The sequence below is a fragment of the Mucilaginibacter sp. P4_D1 genome (genome assembly GCF_056401935.1).
The window spans coordinates 93,347-114,528 of the sequence record NZ_JBFUIJ010000011.1 but is presented as its reverse complement, the minus strand read 5'-3'; the positions used below and the strand labels follow the sequence as shown (position 1 = coordinate 114,528).

The 21,182-nt window shown below is 42.9% G+C and carries 14 protein-coding genes; 13 read left to right on the top strand and 1 reads right to left on the bottom strand.

Annotation, left to right across the window (positions count from 1 at the left end; genetic code table 11):
- The first annotated feature begins 123 nt into the window (after positions 1-123).
- The 3 genes from AC1DV1_RS12615 to AC1DV1_RS12605 all read left to right on the top strand — a co-directional run bounded on the left by AC1DV1_RS12615 (position 124) and on the right by AC1DV1_RS12605 (position 5,582).
- Entirely contained in the window at positions 124-3,096 is a 2,973-nt protein-coding gene (locus AC1DV1_RS12615) for a gliding motility-associated C-terminal domain-containing protein (protein WP_477359596.1), read from the top strand.
- A 279-nt stretch (positions 3,097-3,375) separates the two neighbouring features.
- Positions 3,376-5,217: a M1 family metallopeptidase gene (locus AC1DV1_RS12610; protein WP_477359592.1), complete on the top strand. Its 1,842-nt coding sequence runs from the start codon at positions 3,376-3,378 to the stop codon at positions 5,215-5,217.
- A 116-nt stretch (positions 5,218-5,333) separates the two neighbouring features.
- The gene (locus AC1DV1_RS12605) at positions 5,334-5,582 is read left to right on the top strand and encodes a hypothetical protein (protein WP_477359589.1); all 249 of its coding nucleotides are present in this window, start codon (positions 5,334-5,336) and stop codon (positions 5,580-5,582) included.
- 3 nt (positions 5,583-5,585) lie between these two features.
- On the opposite strand, the gene AC1DV1_RS12600 is transcribed toward AC1DV1_RS12605, so the two are convergent.
- Complete coding sequence (locus tag AC1DV1_RS12600) at positions 5,586-6,869, bottom strand: hypothetical protein (protein ID WP_477359585.1); 1,284 nt, start codon at positions 6,867-6,869, stop codon at positions 5,586-5,588.
- Between the two features lie 133 nt (positions 6,870-7,002).
- Here AC1DV1_RS12600 and AC1DV1_RS12595 point away from each other — a divergent pair, with 133 nt between their 5' ends.
- The 10 genes from AC1DV1_RS12595 to AC1DV1_RS12550 all read left to right on the top strand — a co-directional run bounded on the left by AC1DV1_RS12595 (position 7,003) and on the right by AC1DV1_RS12550 (position 20,911).
- The gene (locus AC1DV1_RS12595) at positions 7,003-7,647 is read left to right on the top strand and encodes a hypothetical protein (protein WP_477359582.1); all 645 of its coding nucleotides are present in this window, start codon (positions 7,003-7,005) and stop codon (positions 7,645-7,647) included.
- A 25-nt stretch (positions 7,648-7,672) separates the two neighbouring features.
- Complete coding sequence (locus AC1DV1_RS12590; RefSeq protein ID WP_477359579.1) at positions 7,673-8,320, top strand: LamG domain-containing protein; 648 nt, start codon at positions 7,673-7,675, stop codon at positions 8,318-8,320.
- A gap of 101 nt (positions 8,321-8,421) precedes the next feature.
- Complete coding sequence (locus tag AC1DV1_RS12585) at positions 8,422-9,153, top strand: alpha/beta fold hydrolase (RefSeq protein WP_477359576.1); 732 nt, start codon at positions 8,422-8,424, stop codon at positions 9,151-9,153.
- A 92-nt stretch (positions 9,154-9,245) separates the two neighbouring features.
- On the top strand, positions 9,246-10,460 hold the full coding sequence (locus AC1DV1_RS12580) for a glycoside hydrolase family 88 protein (protein ID WP_477359573.1): 1,215 nt from the start codon (positions 9,246-9,248) through the stop codon (positions 10,458-10,460).
- 27 nt (positions 10,461-10,487) lie between these two features.
- Complete coding sequence (locus AC1DV1_RS12575; RefSeq protein ID WP_477359570.1) at positions 10,488-11,090, top strand: TMEM175 family protein; 603 nt, start codon at positions 10,488-10,490, stop codon at positions 11,088-11,090.
- 154 nt (positions 11,091-11,244) lie between these two features.
- Entirely contained in the window at positions 11,245-11,889 is a 645-nt protein-coding gene (locus AC1DV1_RS12570) for a sigma-70 family RNA polymerase sigma factor (RefSeq protein WP_477359567.1), read from the top strand.
- Positions 11,890-11,979: 90 nt separating this feature from the next.
- Positions 11,980-13,194: a FecR family protein gene (locus AC1DV1_RS12565; RefSeq protein WP_477359565.1), complete on the top strand. Its 1,215-nt coding sequence runs from the start codon at positions 11,980-11,982 to the stop codon at positions 13,192-13,194.
- A 349-nt stretch (positions 13,195-13,543) separates the two neighbouring features.
- Positions 13,544-16,897 (top strand): TonB-dependent receptor, encoded by a 3,354-nt coding sequence (locus AC1DV1_RS12560; RefSeq protein WP_477359561.1) that lies wholly within the window; start codon positions 13,544-13,546, stop codon positions 16,895-16,897.
- Positions 16,898-16,920: 23 nt separating this feature from the next.
- The gene (locus tag AC1DV1_RS12555; RefSeq protein WP_477359558.1) at positions 16,921-18,426 is read left to right on the top strand and encodes a RagB/SusD family nutrient uptake outer membrane protein; all 1,506 of its coding nucleotides are present in this window, start codon (positions 16,921-16,923) and stop codon (positions 18,424-18,426) included.
- A 202-nt stretch (positions 18,427-18,628) separates the two neighbouring features.
- Complete coding sequence (locus AC1DV1_RS12550; RefSeq protein WP_477359555.1) at positions 18,629-20,911, top strand: GH92 family glycosyl hydrolase; 2,283 nt, start codon at positions 18,629-18,631, stop codon at positions 20,909-20,911.
- The last annotated feature ends 271 nt before the right edge of the window (positions 20,912-21,182 follow it).

Genomic DNA, 21,182 nt, shown 5'->3' with positions numbered 1-21,182 from the left:
ATGCCTAATCCTAATTATGCAGCCTGTATTTGACTTCAGCTTTTACGTTTATCATATGCCCTTAAGTAACGGTAAGTTGTTTATCGTGCCTTAAATATTAATATATTAGCGGCACTTATCATAATGATGTTAAAATATTTGCGGATAGCTGTTTTGTTATTCTTTGTGCCTTTTTTTGCAGATGCCCAGGTAAAATATATCCAAACCACAATGCTTGGATACACTGAGTCGGCATATGCTCATCTTTTCCAGATTGATGATGCCGGTAATGCCTATGTGGTTTTAAACAGCCGTTACGAAACAGTCTTTGGCGGCAAACCTGCCAACAGGAATGGATCGTCAGATTATTCGGTAATAGGAAAAGTGAGCGCCAACGGAAAAGTGCAATGGTCACGTACCATAGCTCCTCAGGGATATGACCAGATATATGATTTACAGGTAGATAAAGATCAAAATATATATATTTCCGGGGCAGGTGGCAACATCACGCTTGATGATGGCAGCATTTTACAATCAGGCACCTTTTTAATAAAGTTTGATAAAGATGGAAAAACGCTTTGGGGAATAATTTCTGACGATTCTTATTCAACATCGCTTACAGGCGGTCCAATAGCACTGGCGCCCGATGGTGTATACTGGAGTTCAATATTTTATAACAAACTAAAAATACAAGGGTACGATATTGATACAAACAACCCAAATGGGGGGAGTCCAGACGGATTTGTGGCCAAAGTATCGGCAAACGGCAAGATAACTTCAATTTATCACGATACGGCCATCTCATCAATCCCCCAAATTTTAGTGCCTTCAGATAACGGGTATTCTACGGTTATCATGAGCCGCGGCGGGCGTTTAAAAGGTAGGATCGTGTTGGATAATAATTGTAAAGTAATATCCGATAATCCTTGGGTTTATTTTGGAGATTTTCCGCGGTTGGTGCAGCATACAGCCACGGGTTATCAAATGGGGACTAATATTTATTCATTTGACGTTAATGGTGCCAATAATGACGGCTTTTTTGATATCAATTTTGACCAACGTTTAAAAGTTACTGATTCGGTTAAAATATTTTCGGGTTTTGATAGCTCGAAGGGGCCATATGATTTTATCAAAAACAATAGCAACAATTATTATTTTACGGCTTTTAAAACTAATGCACTTAATTTTAATTTCGATTGGTTTTTATCTGATGGTAAAAAAGATTATGCAAAGCTTGCCGATGATAACATCGGCGCCTTTGGCGACGATCCGATAACACGAACCTATGTAAAAATGGTTGGTGATACGCTGAATATGCTGGTAAGGCATTTAAGTTATTACACTACCGATTATACTTTTGACGGCAAACACTATTCAACACCATCAAACCTGGATGAAACTTTTTTTTGGTGTAAATACCTGTACGTAGACGCTGATTCCTGTAAAAAGGTACATGCCTCGGTGCTTAAAAACGGCGTAGAGGGTAGCCAGGATGTTATATTGCACCTGGCTTTGCCCAGGTCATGCCCGGCGGGCGAAAATATTACGGTGAAATTGTCGCAAAAAGATCCGTCCCTTAATCAAAACGACTTTGTTTTACCTGCTACGGCGGTCATCAAAAAAGGAGATACCAGCACCAATATTACGGTAAAAGTGATTAATGACGCAGTGGTTGAAAGTACTGAAACATTTACCGCCAACCTGGATATTGGTGCCAACGCTGGCGGTTATAGGCTGGCAACAGGATCAACTACCACGGATTTTACCATTGCCGATGACGATAATACGCCGGCCAACAGAATTTATACCATTAGCTATACACCTCAAATAACAGAAGGCGCATCCGGATTGATCACTGTATCGTTGTCGCCTGGTACCTTGTTATCATTGCCGCTAAGTTTTAATTTTTTACCGCTTGCCGATCCTTTTGCCGCGTTGCCAGGCGCCGATTATACGCCTGTTGCCATCACAATACCGGCAGGTCAAAATTCGGTACAGTTTAAGGTTGATGCCAAAACCGATGATTTAATTGAAGGCGACGAATTTATTAACGGACGGTTGAGTCCGGTATTAAATGATCTGGGCACATTTACCACGGCAAATGATGCTATCCGGATAAAAATAAATGATTTGAATAATACTGTTGCCAATAGGGTGATAATGGTCACACCAGCTACCGATACCCTAAAAGAAGCGGGCAGCATTGCTTATAGTTTTAACCTGCTGCAACCCAATAAACTGGTACGGCAGCTGCCTGTACAAACGGTGCAAGCACGATGGTTTACACCGTTACAACAATCGCAAAATGATATTTTGATAGATACGCCATCGGTTGCTGCATCATTCAATATCACTTACCCTGATGATAATATCATCAGCAAAAATCGCCGGGTAAAGCTAACGCTTAGTGCAATTGACGCGCATACGGGCAGCTTTCAGTTTTTGTGGAAGGGACAGCTTACCGATTCGCTCTCCGTTGTGGCAGTTGATAATGACCAGGACTACAAATACCTTGAAATTTCGCCGCTGAGCCTTACTATTCCCGAGGGCAAATCGGCGGATGTAACACTGCAGGTACCGGGTGGGCGTTATTTTGAGGACGATATTGCGATAGCTTATAAATGGGGCGGCACGGATATCAGCACAGATCAGCGGATAATTATACCACAGGCCGGTGTAACTATCCCTGTAGGGCAAAATAAAGTTAGCATTAGTATGCCCGTAGCCGATGACCAAAAGATAAACGAATTTAATGATAGGTTAATTGAATTTAACGCTCTTGCCGTCAGCGATGGCAGCACTGTTGTCATCAATCCGCAAAACACGGTAGCAGTGAAAATTATTGACGATGATTTGGGGGTGTTGAAAATTCCCAATGTTTTTACGCCCAACGGCGATGGGGCTAATGATACCTGGGTGATACCAAACCTGTCATTTGATGCGCAATGTAAGGTTACCGTGTACAACCGTTTTGGTGCAGTAGTATTTAGCAGCATTGGTTATGCTAACCCCTGGAATGGCAAAACAAACAGCGGCGATGTACCTGCAGCAACATATTATTATATCATCAACTCGCGCGGCAAAAAGTTTTCGGGCAATGTTACGGTGTTGAGGTGATGCCGGGGGAGCGAACGATAGATGCAATTCAAACTATGCATATTCTTGCCTCAGGTTGGCCCAGAGCACGCCAAAAAAGATAATTTCTATCCATCTTAACCACATTAGCCAAAGCCATTAATTATTATATTGCAGCATATGCAAAATAACAAAACTGTTTCTTCAAATAGACGCTTGGTTAGATTTTTCATCCCCTTTACATTAATCTTTTTAGTGGTTTGCCAATCCTTCGGGCAATCGCGATATCAACCATCGGCATTATTCCCCGCCTTACCGTTGTTGCCCCCTGGTAACGAATACCGTACTGCCACCGGCGAACCCGGGCCTGCATACTGGCAAAACCAGGCCGATTACGTGATAGATGTAGCCCTGGATGATCAGAAAAATGTGGTTAGCGGAACGGCTACGATAACTTATACCAACAACAGCCCCAAATCGCTATCGTCATTATGGTTGCAGTTGGAGCAAAATGTGTTTAAAAAAGATTCGAGAGGCATAAAATCAAAATTGTTCCTTTATAAAAACCCGGAGGAAGAAACTGCCGATGGCGGATACGATATACAGGTAGTAAAGCTGAAAGATGGCGCAATTACCGGCGATGTTAAATATAACATTTATGATACCCGGATGGAATTGACATTGCCGCAGCCCTTAAAAAGCGGGCAAAAAGTAACCTTCAGCATTCAGTACCGTTACAATTTTCCTCAAAACTATAAAAATGCCGATTTCCTGGTTAACCGTACCGATATCCTGCCGACCAAAAACGGCAACATTTACGCGGTTGCCCAATGGTACCCGAGGATGTGCGTACTGGATGATGTGGAAGGCTGGAATACGCTACCTTACCTGGGTAACGGCGAGTTTTACCTGGAATACGGCAATTTTAACGTGAACATTACCGTGCCCGCAGGCTATATTGTAGAGGGCTCGGGCGATCTGCTGAATCCCGAAGAGGTGTTAACGCCCATACAGCTTAAGCGCTGGCAGGCGGCTAAACAAAGCAAGATGCCGGTATTTATCCGTTCGGCTAAAGAAGTTACGGCAGCATCGTCGCGCCCGGTAAAAGCTACCTGTACCTGGAAATACAGGATGGATAATACCCGCGATTTTGCCTGGACTGCCTCGAAGGCGTTTATTTGGGAAGCCTTCAGCTTCCCGGTAGCCGGGGGTAAAAAAGTGTTGGGAAGTTCACTGTACCCGGTTGAATCCGATAAGAAAGACAGCTGGAAACGGTCGTCGGAATATATCAAATTCACGTTACAACATTTTTCGGATAAGTGGTTTACCTACCCTTACAATAAGGCGGTAAATGTGGCATCCAACCTGGATGGTATGGAGTACCCGGGTATGGTGTTTTGTTCGGCCAGGGATACCGGCAATGCTTATTTTATGGTGGTAAACCACGAATTGGGCCACACCTGGTTTCCGATGGTAGTGGGCGGCAACGAGCGTAAATACGCCTGGATGGATGAGGGTTTTAATACCTTTATTGATAACCTGGCTGTAAAAGATTTTAATAAAGGCGAGTTTAGGGGCTATGCTGAGATATACAGCCCGCTTGATACGCTTTTTTCAGAACGGGTTGTACCTATCATTACCCGACCTGATGCCATACCCGGCGATATGGTTTTCCCGGTCCAGTACCAAAAGGTAGCCTATGTGTTAACCTTGCTGCGTAACCAGGTAGTTGGCCCCGAAAGGTTTGATAAAGCTTTTCGCAAGTATATCAGCGATTGGGCCTACAAGCACCCCACACCCTGGGATTTTTTCAGGAGCATGGATAGCTCGGCAGGCGAGGACCTTAGCTGGTTCTGGAAATCGATGTTTTTAGAAAATTACCGCCTTGACCAGGCGGTAGCTAAAGTAGAAAACCTTGCAAATGGTAGGGCGCAGATCACTATAGAAAACCTGGAAAAGGCCGCCATGCCCCTGGTGGTTCAACTAACCTACGCCGATGGCTCGACAGAGCACCGGGAGTTTCCGGTAGAGGTATGGGAATATACTGGCAGCTACAGATTTACCGGTAACAAAAAAGCCGCGGTTACTAAAGTATCTATCGATCCGGATAGCCTGTATCCCGATGTAAACAGGGGAAATAATACATATGAGATAAAAAAGTAAGTACAGGCGACGGTTGTTTAAAAGGTTTTTTTTGCCCCTTATCAATAACAATTAAATAACATACAGTTAAATTGATGTTGATGCCCGGCCCTTAAATTTAAGGAAGCAAAAACCCAATGGACCGTATCCTTTTCCCCCGCAGTAACTTTGATGATCTTCGTAATTGCCCGATAGATAAACTGGAGGAGGATATCTCCCGCACATCAATCCGCTTAAAACTACAGGGCAACCTGGCGGCAGATCATGACCGCGAGCGCTACAAGCAGGAATTGGATAAACTAAGCGTTTTTAAATACATAAGCCAGCTGCGAAAAGGCAAACTGAGCTATGAGGATTTTAACCAGAAGGTAGAATTGACGTCCTGAGCTCTAAAAATTCTCTTCGTATACCATTGCGCCGGGCGTTTCCAGCTTGTAATGTTTTACCTGGCCGGGACCTTCAAACTCAAAGCGCAGGCCTACAATACGGCCAATGTTGCGCTTTTGTTCAACATCCATGATTTGTTTGTTATTGAGATAAATTTTTAAGCGATGGTTATTAACACTGCATTTTAAGGTTTGATATTGCCTGAAATCGCAGCCGAATGCACTCAGGTCATGGTCGTTGCCGCCAATCCAATATTGGCCGGTTAAAACGCCCATATTGGCAATGCATCCTTTGTTTACAATGGGTATCACAATGGCCATCCCATCGCCCAAAATGGTTAAATCGGCTTTACGGCAAACAGATTGGCCAGGTGTTGCTGTATTGCGCAGCGTGCATTCCATCATGAAATTATCAGCCCGGATGCCAGGAAATTCACGCACGTTGCAAAATTTTAACCAGGTATCATTAAACACCGGCGTGCCCAGTTTTTGCTGCATCAGGCTATCTTTAATGCCCATATAGCCATCACCCTTTATTTCGGACGATGACAGGTACACGGGCACAGGCTGACGATCTATAATCCCAACCCATCCTTTGGTTTTTATAAAAACAACAGTTTGTTTAACTATCCGGTTGTTTACCACCAGTTTTGCTATAAAATGGCCAGGGGTATAATAGATGGACGTATGCTGTTTACCACCGCCGGGCACAAGCTCGCGTCGGCGTGGGTCCCATGATTGCTGGATGTAAACACTGTCTGTATGAAAAGCAGATGCATCATAGTTGAAAACCACAGAATTGGGCAGGTCGTCAGATGTCTTTTTACTGCTGAATTTTACGGTTGATAAATCCGGTGTGTCTTTTCTGTTGATGCCGGCAAAATAAAAGGCGGCAAACAATAGCAAGGGGATAGCCATGAGCAACAAATATTTGTACCTGTTTTTGGAGGAAGCCTTGACCGCCGGAATTTGTTCAATTGCAATGGCTGGCTCGTTTTGTTCAACCACGCCATTAACCTGGTGGTGTTGCCTGAAATCGCGCCAGCTTTCATAATCCAGGAAACGGGCCAGGGCATTGAGTGTTGCGGTTGTTGGGTAGCTATCATAACGTACTTTGCCCCAAATTCTTTTTAGGGTAGAAATACTGAGCCTGACTTTTGTTTTTTCGAAGATCAGCTTGCTCAATTGCTCAAAATCGTCATTACTCCAAATGCTGTTATCGCCCCAGTTTAACGAGCGTTGAATAAGCTGGCAGCATAATAAAAGCAGTTGTTTTTCTTTTTCCATCAAATTTTAGGCGATGATGCATATTATAAACCTGCAAAAACGGCTTGACACAAACTTGAACAGGATTGAAACGCCCGTTCTGCTTAATTCTGAATGCTATTTGCAAGTTTTGCTAAAGTTAAAATCTAAAACCATGAAGAACAATATTTTATTTAGCCTCTTTTTAATAACTACGTTTTTTTGCGGCGATGCCTGTGCGCAGCAAAAGGGAGCCTATGATTTGAATAGCCTGTTAAAACAGGATACGCCGATAACATCGTCCGCAAAAAAATTAAGCAAAATCACCGACGGTACCAGGGAGGGGATTTCGTTTACAGGTATCGTTTGGCTTAAAGACATAGACTTTACAACCGGGACAATTGACGTTGATCTTCGGGGCAAAGACGTTTTTCAGCAAAGCTTTTTAGGCATTGCTTTTCATGGGATTGATACGGTTACCTATGATGCCATTTATTTCAGGCCTTTTAATTTTCAATCACCAGATACACTTAGGCGTAAGCATGCCGTGCAGTACATCAGCCAGCCAAATTTTTCGTGGGATAAACTGCGGGCAGATCATCCGCTTGTGTACGAAAATGCCGTTAATCCATTCCCGCTGGCTACCGCCTGGTTCCACGCGCATATTGTGGTAAAAGCTGATGAAATTGTGGTATATGTAAATCATTCAACTAAACCATCGCTCAGCGTTAAAAAGCTGAATGACCGGCAACACGGCCTCATCGGATTGTGGAATGATAGTTTGCCCGGCGATTTTGCCAGTCTCGTTATCAAACAATAAAATGCCAACCTATAAAAGTCAAATTATGAAAAAGCTATTGATACTATTTATTCTTTTTGCAGCTATTAAGGTAAGTGCCCAGCCAAGGTATAAGGTGCTGAACCTGCCGCCCATTAACCCGAAAGAATGGGATATTCCTAAAAATGATACCCTTGACTATGAATTAGGCAGCTACCAGGGTAAAAAAGCGCTGCTGATAAAACGGAAGATAGATAATTACAAATCGGCCAGCCTGGCTTATCCAAAAAAAATAATTTTTAAGGATGGTATTATCGATTTCGATTTGGCATTTGCAGGAAAAGGCAATGGTTACATCGGCCTTGCCTTCAGGATTAAAGATGCTCATCATTATGAAACTGTATATTTCAGGCCATTGTCGTCAGGTACCATCAACGCCATTCAATATATGCCCGAAAAAAAGGCCGAATTTAACTGGTGGGATTATGAGGCCGATAAATACCAGGCCAGCGCAATACTGCCTGCTAACGGCTGGTTTCATGTTAAAGTGATAGTTATAGGGCGCAAAATGGAAGTGTATGTGAACAATGCTGCCAAACCTGCCATGGTTTACACCTCGCTTGATCCTACATTAAAAATTGGCTCTGTTGGTTACTGGCATGGTAATTCATCCTTAGGCGCTTACCGGAATCTGACAATAAAAACACTCGAATAGTTATGAAGAATATAATGTTAATGGTGGTGCTTTTTTGCTCTTCGGCAATGGCGTAAACCATCGAATACGGTAATAACCCAGGCGTAGGTAATTATCTGAAAATGAAAGATAGTACCAGGATTTACTACGAAGTTTACGGCAGCGGTAAGCCGTTGGTTTTGCTTCACGGTGGTCTTTATGGCGATATCTCTGAATATGGAAAGCTAATCCCTGCTTTAGCCAAACAATTTAAGGTTATAGCTATTGGCACCCGCGGCCACGCTAAATCCGAAATAGGGCACAAGCCTTACACGTACCATATGATGGCCGAAGATGCTTATGCCATTATCCGCTATGTAACAAAGGACAGCATTTTACTTTTAGGCTTTAGCGATGGTGCTGTGCAGGCAATGGACTTGGCTATCCATCACCCCGGTTTGGTAAAAAAAATGGTATTTGCAGGCGGAAATATCTCGGCGGCAAGTTACCGCCCCGGCCTAATAGAAGAGCTTAAAAAACTAAACGGCAGCTCGTTGGAAAAAGACGATCCGGGATTTGTGAGCGACAGGAAAAAACTAATGCCCGAACCACAACGCTGGGATGAATTTGTGGAACTATTGAAACAGGCATGGGTTAACCAGGTAGCTTTTACCGATGAGGAGATAAAAAATATCGCATGCCCGGTAATGGTAACTGCCGGCGACAGGGATCAATATAATTCGATAGAAAGCTTTGTACGCATATATAAACTGTTACCGCACGCACAATTGGCCATCATCCCCAATGCCGACCATATTATTTTTTACCAGCAGCCAGAGTTAATGGAAAAGCTGGTGCTCGATTTTTTACGGTAGTGTATAGATAGGGGCGGGTTAATAAAGCCACCGGTTTATGTTGGCAAATTCCAATCAAAATTTGCAACTTTATTGCCAGCCAAATAATACCTATGAAATTTAAAATATTGCCAACCCTTTCCTGTACTGTTTGCTTAACTGCGATAGCTTTTTTTAGTAATGCGCAATCGGTTTTTAAACCGCAAAAGGACCTTTCTAACACCCTCAAAAAAAACTTTATTGCCGCAGATGCCCAATACAAATTATTAGCAACAAAGATAGGACCGGAGGAGTTCCCGAAAACTTACCATCCGGATAAAGACAAACAGGAAAACAGCAACTCGGGCTGGTGGTGCAGCGGCTTTTATCCGGGCAGCCTGTTGCTTTTGTCCGAGCAAACAAAAGATAAACAGCTGCTCACCGAAGCCAACCGTATTATGGGGGTACTAGCTAAAGAGCAATTTAACACCCATACCCATGATTTGGGTTTTATGATGTATTGCAGCTTTGGCAACGCCAATAAAATTGAGCCAAAGCCGGAGTATAAACAAATCCTGATTAATAGCGCCAAATCATTGTCAACCAGGTTTAACCCGGCGGTGGGCTGTATTAAATCCTGGGATTCAAAACCCGGTGATTACCTGGTGATTATTGATAACATGATGAATCTTGAGCTGCTTTTTTGGGCAACCCATGAAACGGGCGATTCCAGCTATTATAAAATAGCGGTTACCCACGCCAATACCACCATGAAAAATCATTTCAGGCCAGATTTTAGCTCGTACCATGTTATAAATTATGATGCCCAAACCGGAGCGGTAAAAGAAAAGAAAACAGCCCAGGGCTTCGCTAATGAATCGGCATGGGCAAGGGGCCAATCATGGGGGTTGTATGGCTATACCGTTATGTACCGTGAAACTCATGATAAAAAATATCTTGACCAGGCGCAAAACATTGCTCATTTTATATTGACTAACCCAAACTTGCCGGCAGATAAAATTCCATATTGGGATTACAATGCCAGCAACATTCCCAATGCTTTAAAAGATGCCTCGGCTGCGTCGGTCATGGCATCCGCCCTGCTTGAATTATGTAAGTATAGTGATGCCAAACAGGGGCAACAGTATTTTGATGTTGCACAAACCATATTGAAAACCCTTTCGGCGCCCCCCTATATGGCTACCGCGGGTACTAATGGTGGTTTTATTTTGCAGCACAGCGTTGGCCATTTCCCTGCCGGGACAGAAATTGACGTCCCCTTAACTTACGCCGATTATTATTTTATCGAGGCTATGCAGCGTTACCTGGCATTCGGCAAAAAAAAATAACTTACTTTTAGCTGTATAAATTATAAAATGGCATTAGGTAAAGGTAGGTTAGAGGCTTTCAGCGATGGCGTTATTGCCATCATTATTACCATTATGGTATTAGAGATGAAGGTGCCGCACGGCGATAGTATTGAAGCTTTAAAGCCACTTATTCCGGTTTTCATGACCTACGTATTGAGTTTTGTTTACGTAGGTATTTATTGGAACAACCATCACCATACCCTGCAGGCGGTAAAATCAATAAATGGCAAAACGCTGTGGGCCAACCTGCATTTGCTGTTTTGGCTATCGTTAATACCATTTGTAACCGGATGGATGGGCGAAAATCATTTTGCCAAATGGCCAGTAATGTGTTACGGTTTTGTTTTGCTGATGAATGGCATAGCCTATTCAATCCTGGTGAAAAATCTTGTTCGCCATCACGGCGAACACTCTTTGTTGGCACAGGCCTTTGGCGAAGACTGGAAGGGTAAAATATCTGTTATTTTATATGCCGTAGCCATTTGTTTATCGTGGTTTAGTGCCAGTGGCGCCATGGCGCTATATGTTTTAGTAGCCGGTATTTGGTTTATTCCCGATAAAAGGATCGAAAATAAACTTACTCATCATGATGCTGACAACCAGCTATAAATAGGCCTTGACTCAAAATAATATCAACTAAATCAATTTAGTTGATAAAAAAGTATAAACTATTTCGCAATTTCGTAGTTGTAGTAGTGTTTTAACCTAAGTGATTTTTATTGCATTTTAATTAACCATTATTTGCACTACTACACGTTTACCTATGTTGGATATTGCTTATAACCATGAGCCGGAATTGCTTGCAAGGGCATCGCCGCAACATCATGACAAGGATTTGCTATTACAGGTAGCGGAAGGGGATGAACATGCTTTTCGCCGCTTGTTTATTATACACCATCAGCAATTGGGGGTTCATATTCATCGCGTCACCAACTCAATAGAACTGGCCGAAGAAGTTGTACAAGATGTTTTTTTGAAAATATGGATGGCGCGCGAAACCCTGGCGCAGGTAGAAGACTTTAAGGCTTACCTGTTTGTTATGTCAAAAAACCATGCCCTTAATTGCCTCAAAAAGCTGGCGAAAGAAAAGGTACAGGCAAAAAAACTGGAAAAGAGCAGTTTTGGTTTGATCATGGGCGATCAGCAGGATAACTTATACTATAACTTATTGGATGAAGCAATAGATCACCTGCCGTCGCAACAGCAAAAAGTATATTTGCTAAGCAGGCACAACCGTTTGAAGTACAACGAAATTGCCGATCAGCTTAAACTGTCCCGCGAAACGGTAAAAAAATACCTGCAAATAGCCACAACCTCTATAACCGATTATGTACGGAGCCATTTGGATGTATATTCGGTTGTTTTGCTGGCAATAAAAACTTTTTTTATTTTTTTTCAAAAGCGATAGCCCCTTTTTTATCGCATTTATTGTCTTATGTGTGAGTTGACCCCAAACTCGGCATTTACCAATTTATAATATGAATTAACATCTACCTGTATGAGTGCATTTAATGCAAGGCTTAACTACCTGTTTAATAGTTATTACCACCAAACTGCTACGCAGCAGGAGAGGGATGAATTGTTTGAAATCATCAACTCATCTGCCAATGATGCAGAGCTTACTGCACTTATTCATGAAGCCTGGAATGCCCTCCAGGCAGGTGACACACTTTTTGATGCCACAAAAAGCATGGAGATGCTTAATAATATTCTTCAAAGTAAATCTCACCCTGACGATATACACCCCATAAGGCCACCAAATAAAAACCAGTTATGGTTAAAAGTTGGTGTTGCAGCCGCTATGATGGTGTTTGTTGGCTTTGGTGCCTATGTGTTAGTTAATCAACACAAAACAGCAGCAAATAAACGGGCCCAGGCCAGGCTAAAGCCTGTGCCGGCGCATGATGTTTTGCCCGGTGGCAACAAGGCCGTGCTTACCCTGGCCAACGGTAAAACTATAACGCTGGATAGCGCAAAAAATGGTTTACTGGCTAATGAAGGCAATGCTCATATCAAAAAAACACATGATGGCCAGTTAGTGTACGAAGGGGGTAAAAACGGAGGCGCTGATGTACCTGCTGCTATGAATATTGTATCTACCCCGCGCGGAGGGCAGTATCAGCTGGTATTGGATGATGGCAGTAAGGTTTGGCTAAACTCGGCATCGTCGTTAAGTTTCCCGGCAACATTTAAGGGCGCAACCAGGGAGGTTGAAATTACTGGCGAGGCTTATTTTGAGGTGGCCAAAAATGCGAAGATGCCATTTAAAGTAAAAGTAAATAATACCGTTGTTGAAGTGCTGGGTACCCATTTTAACATTATGGCTTATAATGATGAAGATGCTATGAAGACAACGTTGTTAGAAGGATCTGTGAAAATCAGCAACAAACAATTTAGCGGTCTTTTAAAACCCGGGCAGCAAGCATTACTTAAGCAAAACGGGCCTATAAAAATAACGGATGAAGCAGATGCAGACGATGCTGTTGCCTGGAAGCAGGGGATATTCCAGTTCAGGGATGCAAGTATCGAGGCCATTATGAGGCAGGCAGCGCGCTGGTACGATGTGCAGGTGAGCTTTGCCGGCAAAATACCGGCAAAAGAGTTTACCGGTCGCATTTCGCGTAATGTAAAGGCATCCGAACTGATGGGAATGCTAAAATATATGGGCGTTAATTTTAAAATTGAAGACAAACATATAACGGTGCTGCCATAAATAATCAACCCCAATTAATAACCAATTTAAATACAACTAATCAACAACCAATTACTCACTTTTTAAAAAAGCTATGATGGAAGAAATACCAAATATAAGTTAGCCCGGGCGGGGCTTGCATGGTAAAATGGCTCGTCGCTCATGTTTAAATAACATGCCGGTGCCAAAATATAACCAATAAAAAACCGGGAAGTATTCGCAGTACTTTCCCGGCTAAGCATCTGGGCCCCAAAAAAATGCAATCGACGAATTGAAAGTTAATGTTTAACCCAAACTCTACAAACTTATGAATTTTAATTCTAAGGCCACGCCTTTGGTATGGCCCCAATTATCCAAAATAATTTTAGCTATGAAGCTAACAGTTATTATTATGGTGGCGGTACTTACCAACGTAAGCGCCAAAACCTACAGCCAGGTTGTTACCCTGCACCAAAAAAATGCCAGTGTCGAAAAAGTACTACGTTCTATCGAGAAACAAACTGGTTATCATTTCATGTATGAGAAACAGGATGTAGCTAAAGCAAGCGCTATTAATATCGAAGTTTCGGGCGTTACGCTTGAACAGGCGCTTGACCAGGCGTTTAAAGATCAGCCCTTAACCTACAAAATTTTCCAGGAAACCATTGTGGTTAAAAAGAAGGACGCGGTAAATGCAGATGCTGCTGCCGATATTAAAGTATCGGGTACTGTGTCTGATTCAAAAGGCCCGCTGCCTGGTGTAAGCATCAGGATCAAAGGTTCCAATGAAGGCGCCCAAACCGATGTAAACGGTAAATTCAGTTTAAACGTACCCGAAAACGGAACACTGGTATTCAGTTTTGTTGGCTACAACACGCAGGAGGTTCCTGTTGGCGGTAAAACAACACTAAACGTGTTACTTGCCGAAGCGCCCAAAGCGTTAAGCGAAGTTGTTGTTGTTGGTTATGGTACCCAAAAACGTGTTGATTTAACAGGTTCGGTAGGTAGTGTAAACTCAAAGCAGTTACAGGAAAGGCCGCAAACCAACCTTGAGCAGGAATTATCAGGTAAAATTGCCGGTGTAAACGTATCTACAAACTCTGGCGCGCCAGGTGGTAACACCAAGATCAGGATTCGTGGTTACAGTTCCATCAACACCCGTACAGATCCTTTGTACGTAGTAGATGGTGTGATATGGACAGAAGGCGGTAACTCCATAAGCCCTAATGATATCGAATCGGTAGATGTGCTGAAGGATGCGTCATCAACTGCTATTTACGGTACACGCGGTGCAAACGGCGTTATTTTAGTTACCACCAAACGCGGTAAAAAAGGAGAAGGTACCATAAGCTATGATAGCTACGTAAGCGTAGGTCACATGGCCAAAGAATTACCTGTTTTGAATTCAGCTCAATTTATGGCTGTTGAAGACCTTTCATACGCCAACATTAAAAAATATGACCCTACAGGCTGGGCATCTGGCAAATATGCCGACCAGGATCCTGTTAAATTGCGCACCGCTTTAATTGGCAAGTTATTTGATTCAAACCTTAAGCCGTTGTATGATGTGGATTGGCAAAAAGCTACCACCCGTAATGCGGTAAGTCAAAATCATAACCTGAATTTCACAGGTGGTTCAGACAAGTTAACCTATGGTTTCTTTTTAAACTACGCTAATGATCAGGGTATAATTTTAAATAGCTATTTAAAACGCTATAATGCCCGTTTAACTTTCGATAACCAAATTAAACCGTGGTTAAAGGTAGGTGCCACTTTAAATTACAACACCCAGGATCAACGTACAGCTGATGATGGTACAGGAGGCAATAACATTCCGCGTATGTTAATTGAGATGGTTCCTTTTATCCCAATTAAATATCCTGATGGAACTTACGGCAAACGTACCGATTATCCAAACTTAGAAGGTGGCGATAACCCGGTAGCCCAGGCCAACGAAGTTGAAGCACTTTACCGCAAACGTATTTTTAGTGGTAACAGTTACCTGAATATAAACATTATACCCGGCCTTGAATTTCGCAGTACTTTGGGTGTAACAACAGCCGCCAATTATAACCCGCACTTTCAAAGTGGTTTAGTAGGTGGTTCTGTAGCCAGCCAAACAAACAGTTCGGCATCAATTGATGAGCAGAACAATACTTTCTGGCAATGGGAAAATCACTTTACTTATACCAAAACCTTTAATAAGGTGCATACTATTAACGTAGTTGCAGGCACCGAGCAGCAAAACTTTCAGCAAACAGGTTTAGGCGCATCTACCGGCAACTTAGCCGATAATTACTACCAGTATTATAATTTAGGCGCAGGTTCTATCCCAGGTATTCCTTCATCAAATTATGATGCATGGCAAATGCGCTCTTATTTTGGACGCTTAAATTATAACTATAATGAAAAATACCTGTTAACGGTTACCGGTCGTCAGGATGGTTCTTCCCGTTTTGGTACAAATGTAAAAACAGGGTTTTTCCCATCAGCCGCTTTTGCGTGGAGGGCTTCACAAGAAGATTTCCTGAAGGACAACAAAACAATTTCTGATCTTAAATTCAGGTTGAGCTACGGTTTAACAGGTAACTCCGAAATTGGCGAATACCGTTCACAAGCGCAAATTGGTACAGTTAATTATGTATTTAATGGAGCCCAGGCTGTAGGTACACAGCTAACATCAATTGGCAACAATGATCTTTCATGGGAAAAAACCGCGGAGTACGATCTTGGTTTCTCTGTAGGTTTATTTAACAACCGTGTTAATATTGAGGCAGATGCCTATTTAAAGAAAACCAAAGCCTTGCTGCTTAACGCGCCATTGCCAGAAACCAGCGGTTTTAACAGTGTTTACAAAAACATTGGCAGGCTGCAAAACAAAGGTTTGGAGTTAACTATCAGTACGCAAAATATAAAAAGCCAGGATTTCTCCTGGAATACTACATTCAATATCTCGTTCTTAAAGAACAAAATATTGGCTTTGGGTGCCTCAAACGATGATATATTTTTATCGCCAACGTTCCTTTCACAATTTAACCTGATGCGTGTAGGTTTACCTGCGGGTAGCTTTTACGGTTACAAAGTGTTGGGTACATGGGGGACTGCCGAAGCATCACAAGCTGCAATATTTAACAAATTGCCAGGCGACCTGAAAATACAGGATACTAACGGCGACGGCAAAATTACAGCCGATGATAAAGTGATCCTGGGTAAATCAATACCAGATGGATACGGAACATTAAGTAACACCTTCCGTTATAAAAACATCGATTTAGGTATCGATCTGCAGTTTAACTATGGTAACCAGATCATGAACCTAACCCGCCACTCGGGCCAGGACCGTACCGGGCAGGCTAACAGCTATGCAACCGTATTAAACGCATGGACACCAACTAATCAAAATACAAGCATTGCAGAAGACAGGCCAGCTTATGTGTATTACCAAACAGAGATTTATTCGACTAAGGTAGAGAGTGGTAATTTCATCCGCGGCAGATCGGTAACACTTGGTTATACTTTCCCAACTGCTTCTATAGCTAAAATCAAATTGAGCAGGCTAAGGGTGTACGCGCAGGCTCAAAACTTGTTTGTGATAACCAAGTATACTGGTTACGATCCCGAAGTTTCTACTTATGGTTACGATCCTAAGAATCCTAACAATAACAGCAACTTTAATCAAAGCATCCAGTTTTACGATTATCCAAAACCAAGAACCTTCCTGCTTGGCTTAAATGTTAGTTTCTAATTTAAACGTTAAAACATATTATTATGAAGTTTAATTTAAAAAAATACAGGATCGGTTACTTATTACTGATTCTCACTATAGTTCTTGGCAGCTGTAAAAACGAACTTGTTGAAAAAAATAAGGGCGGCTTTGTAAAAAGCAATTATTTTACCAGCGCAAACCAGGCCCGCATATTTGTTAATGGTATTTACCAAAAGCTTTACCTGTTTCAAAACGGCGATGCTTACGGCGAAAGCCCGTTTATTACCATTGAGCTTTTTGCAGGCCACACCACATCATTAGGGCAAAGCGTTAACAATAATAACGTTATCAACAATCGTACAGATGCGGTTAATCCGGGTTTTGAGGATGTATGGCAAAATAGCTACGCGGCAATATCGAACGCTAACCTCGCCCTTGCAAATATTCCGCCAATTACTCCCTTCGCCGATGCTGATAAAAAAGCCTTATTAGGCGAAGCCTATTTTTTAAGAGCGTTCTTTTACTATCACCTGGTGAGGTTATACGGCGATGTACCATTAATTACCCAGCCGGTTAGCCTTACAAGCCCTGATCTTTATCCTGCGCGTACAGCTACCGCTGCTGTGTATGATCAAATCATCAGCGATTTAAAAGCCGCGGAAGCATCAGGCCTGCCCGAGTCTGATAAAACAGGGAAGGTTACATTAACCGCTGTACGCACTTTGTTAGCCAGTGTTTATTTAACTACAGCTRGTTTCCCGCTTAAAAAGACCGCCAATTATGCTTTGGCTGCTGCCGAAATATTGCCGGTTGTAAACGGTACTGCTTACACTTTGTTTGATAAGTACGATTACCTGCATGATAATGCGCACAAAAACCAGGGCGAATTGATATTCCAATCCAACTACCTGGTTGGTGTAGCTACAAATGCCATCCCCCAGTTAACCGTTCCATTTAACTTACTGGTTGGTGTATATGGCGATCACCTTGGTGCTATGATACCTACCAATGCCTTCTTTAACAGCTACGAGGCGGGCGACTTACGTGCAAAAGAACGACAGTTTTATTTTTCAAGCTACCCATCATCTAAAGATGGCACTATTATCAACTTTGGCGAGCATGCGCTTTACAAATATTTCCACGTAGAGAGTGCTACAGGTAATGGTCAAAGCGATGAAAACTGGACCTTTTTACGCTTGCCAGAAGCCATGCTGATTTATGCAGAAGCAAGTAACGAAGCAGAAGGAGCCCCTAATGCAACAGCAATTGCCCAGCTTAACAAGATAAGGGCACGTGCACAACTGGCACCGATAGGCGCCTTAAGCCAGGACGCCTTCCGCAAAGAGGTTTGGAAAGAGCGCTATCATGAACTAGCCTATGAAAACAAAGCTTATTTTGATATACAGCGTACTCACCAGGTTTATGATGTTATCAGCAATACTTTTGGTGATGCTACATCAACCAAAAACGAGCAAAATGTAACCATGAAAGCTCAGTATTACCTGTGGCCTATTCCGCAGCGCGAGATTAGTACCAATGCTAAACTAACCCAAAACCCAGGTTGGTAAAATAGAAGCCTCACCTAATCCTCTCTAAAGGAGAGGACTTAAAAAAACATTCAAATCAAGAACCCTCTCCTTTGGAGAGGGCAGGGTGAGACCCCTTTAGAAAGGATTTAGGTGAGGCAAATATTTAAATATAAAAGACCGGCCATTGCAGCCGGTCTTTTATATTTACAGGTAAATTGAAAAACATTAAATGTCTCCCCGAATGAAGAAAAGCATTGTACTTATTGGTTCATTATTAATGGCTGCCACCTGTGCCATGGCGCAGCAGGTAAATAAAGTAACCGACCCTGTTGAATACATTAACCCGCTGATGGGTACCGATTCGCATTATGACCTATCCAACGGTAACACTTACCCGGCAATTGCGCTCCCCTGGGGTATGAACTTCTGGACACCTCAAACCGGCGTAATGGGCGATGGATGGGCTTATACTTATGATGCCCATAAAATACGCGGCTTTAAGCAAACCCACCAGCCGTCGCCATGGATGAACGATTACGGGCAGTTTGCTATAATGCCGGTAACCAAACATTTAAAAGTATCGCAAAACGGCCGGGCAAGCTGGTTTTCGCACAAAGCCGAAACAGCCAAGCCATATTATTACAGCGTTTACCTGGCCGATCATGACGTAACTACCGAAATTACTCCGACCGAAAGGGCGGCCCAGTTCAGGTTTACTTATCCCAAAACAGACAGCTCATTTATTGTGATAGACGCGCTGAACAAAGGGTCATACGTAAAGATTATTCCCGGCGAGAAGAAGATAGTAGGTTACTCTACCAAATACGCCCGCGGCCCGTTAAAAAACTTTAAAAACTATTTTGTTATTTATGTAGATAAGCCCATCACCATTGCGCAAACCTACAGCGATACTACCCTGAGCAATGGCCTGGAACTGAAAGCCGAGCATGCAAGCGCTTTAATAGGTTTTGCAACTACCCATGGCGAGAAAGTACATCTGCGGGTAGCTTCGTCATTCATCAGTATTGAGCAGGCCGAACTAAACCTGAAAAGGGAAGTGGGTAACGATAGCTTTGATGTAACCAAACAAAAAGCAAAGGACGTTTGGAATAAAACCCTTAGCCGCTTGACTGTTGAGGGCGGCACTATCGACCAGACCCGTACTTTTTACTCTTGTATGTACCGCATGGTTTTCTTCCCTAATAAATTGTATGAGATAGACGAGAAAGGAAATATTGTACACTACAGCGCATCTACAGGTAAAGTATTCCCAGGCTATAAATTTGCCGGTACCGGCTTTTGGGACACCTTCAGGGCGCTGTACCCATTCCTGAACCTGGTTTATCCGTCTATCAATAAAGAGATGCAGGAAGGCCTTATTAACGATTATAAAGAAGGCGGCTGGCTGCCGGAGTGGTCGAGCCCCGGATACTCTGCGGTAATGATAGGCAACAACTCTGCATCTGTGGTATCCGAAGCGTACTTAAAAGGTGGCAAAGGTTACGATATCGAGAAACTGTACGAGGCCCTGGTACATGGCGCCAATAACAAAGGCCCCGCAGCAACCGGCCGCGAAGGGGTGGAGTATTACAACACATTAGGTTATGTACCTTATGATGTAAAGATAAACGAAAATGCTGCCCGTACCCTGGAGTACGCTTATGACGATTTCACCATCTACAAATTGGGTAAAGCCTTAGGCAAACCTGCTTCTGAAACAGATGTGTACAAAAAGCGCAGCATGAACTATAAAAACCTGTTTGATCCATCAACCGGATTAATGCGTGGCAAAAATAAGGATGGCTCATTTGAAACGCCATTTAGTCCGTTTAAATGGGGCGATGCCTTTACAGAGGGCAACAGCTGGCATTATAGCTGGAGTGTGTTCCATGATATCCAGGGGTTGATAAACCTGATGGGCGGCAAAAAGCAATTTGTTACCAAGCTCGATTCGGTATTTACCCTGCCGCCAGTTTTTGATGACAGTTATTACGGCGAAACCATTCACGAAATCCGCGAGATGCAGATTGTGAATATGGGACAATATGCTCATGGCAACCAGCCTATACAACACATGATTTACCTGTACAACTACGCCGGCGAACCATGGAAAACCCAGCTGCATGTGCGTGATGTAATGAACAAATTATACAAAGCCACCCCTGATGGCTATTGCGGCGATGAAGATAACGGCCAAACATCGGCCTGGTATGTATTCTCGGCCATGGGCTTTTACCCGGTAACGCCGGCCAGCGACCAATATGTGCTGGGTGCGCCTTTGTTTAAAAAGATCACCTTAAAGCTCGAGAACGGCAAAATGGTAACCATTAATGCTGCCAATAATAACTACGCAAACAGGTACATCAATACCATGAGTGTAAATGGCAGGCCTTATGATTTGAACTGGTTAAGCCACAAGGAATTGTTAAAAGGTGCCGCCATCAACTTTAACATGGCCCCGGCACCAAATAAAACCAGAGGGGTGAAGGATAGCGATGTGCCTTACTCGTTATCCAACGAATAGCCCCCTAACCCCCTGAAGGGGGAACGATAGCGGGTTTATTTACAAATACTAGCCTTGCGAAGTTTTCAAAACTTCGCAGGGCTTTTTTTATTATGTCATTGCCCACCAGATAGAACCTGAAGAAAATTTTTATGACGTGCAATGGATGTAGTTAAACGAATGTTCTAAGCTACCGTCATTGCGGGTATCCATCAGGTAAAATCTGAAAAAAAATGTTATGACGCGCAACGGATATAGTTAAGCGAATGCACTAAACTACCGTCATTGCTTT

Coding starts and splice junctions, on each gene's coding strand:
- AC1DV1_RS12600 (WP_477359585.1), bottom strand. CDS start 6,869: ATGGAAAAAGAAAAACAACTGCTTTTATTATGCTGCCAGCTTATTCAA.
- AC1DV1_RS12595 (WP_477359582.1), top strand. CDS start 7,003: ATGAAGAACAATATTTTATTTAGCCTCTTTTTAATAACTACGTTTTTT.
- AC1DV1_RS12605 (WP_477359589.1), top strand. CDS start 5,334: ATGGACCGTATCCTTTTCCCCCGCAGTAACTTTGATGATCTTCGTAAT.
- AC1DV1_RS12580 (WP_477359573.1), top strand. CDS start 9,246: ATGAAATTTAAAATATTGCCAACCCTTTCCTGTACTGTTTGCTTAACT.
- AC1DV1_RS12585 (WP_477359576.1), top strand. CDS start 8,422: ATGAAAGATAGTACCAGGATTTACTACGAAGTTTACGGCAGCGGTAAG.
- AC1DV1_RS12565 (WP_477359565.1), top strand. CDS start 11,980: ATGAGTGCATTTAATGCAAGGCTTAACTACCTGTTTAATAGTTATTAC.
- AC1DV1_RS12575 (WP_477359570.1), top strand. CDS start 10,488: ATGGCATTAGGTAAAGGTAGGTTAGAGGCTTTCAGCGATGGCGTTATT.
- AC1DV1_RS12570 (WP_477359567.1), top strand. CDS start 11,245: ATGTTGGATATTGCTTATAACCATGAGCCGGAATTGCTTGCAAGGGCA.
- AC1DV1_RS12615 (WP_477359596.1), top strand. CDS start 124: ATGATGTTAAAATATTTGCGGATAGCTGTTTTGTTATTCTTTGTGCCT.
- AC1DV1_RS12550 (WP_477359555.1), top strand. CDS start 18,629: ATGAAGAAAAGCATTGTACTTATTGGTTCATTATTAATGGCTGCCACC.
- AC1DV1_RS12590 (WP_477359579.1), top strand. CDS start 7,673: ATGAAAAAGCTATTGATACTATTTATTCTTTTTGCAGCTATTAAGGTA.
- AC1DV1_RS12560 (WP_477359561.1), top strand. CDS start 13,544: ATGAAGCTAACAGTTATTATTATGGTGGCGGTACTTACCAACGTAAGC.